Genomic DNA, 2,236 nt, shown 5'->3' with positions numbered 1-2,236 from the left:
GTACTTCACCTCGACGCCTTCCTTCTTCAGGATGTCGCCCATCTCGCGCAGCGCGTGCTGGGCCTGCGCCACCGCCATGCCGTAACCGGGCACGATGATGACCTTGGAGGCGTTCTTCATGATGAAGGCGGCATCATCCGCCGAGCCGAGCTTGGCGGGTTTCTGCTCGCCCGAGCCGCCGCCGGCCGCCGCGGTCTCACCGCCGAAGCCGCCGAGGATCACCGAGATGAACGAGCGGTTCATCGCGTGGCACATGATGTAGGACAGGATCGCGCCCGACGAGCCGACCAGCGCGCCGGTGATGATCAGCGCCGAGTTGCCGAGCGTGAAGCCGATGCCGGCCGCGGCCCAGCCCGAGTACGAGTTCAGCATCGAGATCACGACCGGCATGTCGGCGCCGCCGATCGGGATGATCATCAGGACGCCGAGCGCCAGCGCCAGGATGACGATCAGCCAGAAGTCGAGCGCGCTGCCCGACATCACCAGGCCGACGATGAAGAACACCAGCGCCAGCGCCAGCGCGATGTTGATGACGTGACGGAACGGCAGGATGATCGGCGCGCCGCTCATCCGCGCCGACAGCTTCAGGAACGCGATCACCGAGCCGGTGAAGGTCAAGGCGCCGATCGCAACGCCGAGCGACATCTCGACCAGGCTCTGCGGATGGATGTTGCCGGGCGTACCGATATCGAAGGCTTCCGGCGCATAGAACGCGCCGGCGGCGACCAGCACCGCGGCCATGCCGACCAGCGAGTGGAACGCGGCGACGAGCTCCGGCATCGAGGTCATCGGCACCCGACGCGCGATCACGGCACCGACGCCGCCGCCGATCGCGACCGCGAGGATCACCAGCAGCCAGGCCACGCCGTCGGCCGGCGGATGGCTCGCCAGCGTGGTGCCGACCGCGATCGCCATGCCGATCATGCCGAACATGTTGCCCTGGCGCGACGATGCCGGGCTCGACAGGCCGCGCAGCGACAGGATGAACAGCACCCCCGCCACGAGGTACAGAACAGCAGCCAGATTGGCGTTCATCTCAGGTCCCCCTTTGTCTTCGTCACCCCGAGGTGCACGCCGCTCACTTGGCTTTCTTCTTGTACATCGCCAGCATGCGTTGGGTGACCAGGAAGCCGCCGAAGATGTTCACGCAGGCGAAGATCAGCGCCACGAAGCCGAAGCCGCGGGCCCAGCCCGAGCCGCTCGACACCATGCCGACCCCGACCGCGAGCAGCGCGCCGACCACGATCACCGACGAGATCGCGTTGGTCACGCTCATCAGCGGGGTATGCAGCGCGGGCGTCACCGACCACACCACGAAGTAGCCGACGAACACCGCAAGAACGAAGATCGACAGCCGGAACACGAACGGGTCGACGGCCTGCGCGAGATGCTCCATGGCTTCTCTCCTTACTTCGGCTGGAAGTTGGGATGGATGACGGCGCCGTCTTTGGTCAGCGCGGTGGCCTTCACCAGCTCGTCGTCCCAATTGACCGCGAGCACCTTGCTGGCCTTGTCGACCATCGTCTCGATGAACGAGAACAGGTTGCGCGCGTAGAGGCTCGAGGCCGACGCGGCGACGCGGCCGGCGACGTTGGTGTAGCCGACGATCTTGATGCCGTCGGTCTCGACCACCTCACCGGGCCTCGCGCCCTCGACATTGCCGCCGCGCTCGACCGCGAGATCGACCAGCACCGAGCCCGGCTTCATCGACTTCACCATCTCGCCGCTGACGAGCTTCGGCGCCGGACGGCCCGGGATCAGCGCGGTGGTGATCACGATGTCCTGCTTCTTGATGTGCTCGGCGGTAAGCTGGGCCTGCTTGGCCTGGTACTCCTTGGACATCTCCTTGGCGTAGCCGCCGGCGGTCTGCGCGTTCTTGAACTCCTCGTCCTCGACCGCGAGGAACTTTGCGCCCAAGCTCTCGACCTGCTCCTTGGTGGCGGGCCGCACGTCGGTCGCGGTGACGATGGCGCCGAGACGGCGCGCGGTCGCGATCGCCTGCAGGCCGGCGACCCCGACGCCCATCACGAACACCTTGGCGGCCGGAATGGTGCCGGCCGCGGTCATCATCATCGGGAAGGCGCGGCCGAAGGCCTCGGCGCCCTCGATCACCGCGCGGTAGCCGGCCAGATTGGCCTGCGAGGACAACACGTCCATCACCTGGGCGCGGGTGATGCGCGGCATCAGCTCCATCGCAAACGCCGACACCCCGGCATCGGCCATCGTCTTCAGCGCA

General features: G+C 67.1%; 3 protein-coding genes. All 3 read right to left on the bottom strand.

Annotated features, from left to right (window positions below; translation table 11 throughout):
• Positions 1-1,035, bottom strand: a 1,035-nt coding sequence (locus BraRD5C2_RS36705) for an NAD(P)(+) transhydrogenase (Re/Si-specific) subunit beta (RefSeq protein WP_223976870.1), incomplete at its 3' end; no start/stop codon positions are given.
• Positions 1,036-1,078: 43 nt separating this feature from the next.
• A complete protein-coding gene (locus BraRD5C2_RS36700; RefSeq protein ID WP_016841609.1) occupies positions 1,079-1,396 on the bottom strand; it encodes a proton-translocating transhydrogenase family protein in 318 nt (105 codons plus the stop codon).
• Positions 1,397-1,407: 11 nt separating this feature from the next.
• Positions 1,408-2,236 (bottom strand): NAD(P) transhydrogenase subunit alpha (locus BraRD5C2_RS36695; protein WP_223976868.1); only part of this gene is annotated, 829 nt, incomplete at its 5' end.

This window comes from Bradyrhizobium sp. RD5-C2, assembly GCF_019972155.1.
Taxonomy (GTDB): domain Bacteria; phylum Pseudomonadota; class Alphaproteobacteria; order Rhizobiales; family Xanthobacteraceae; genus Bradyrhizobium.
This window is presented reverse-complemented; position numbering and strand designations above follow the sequence as displayed.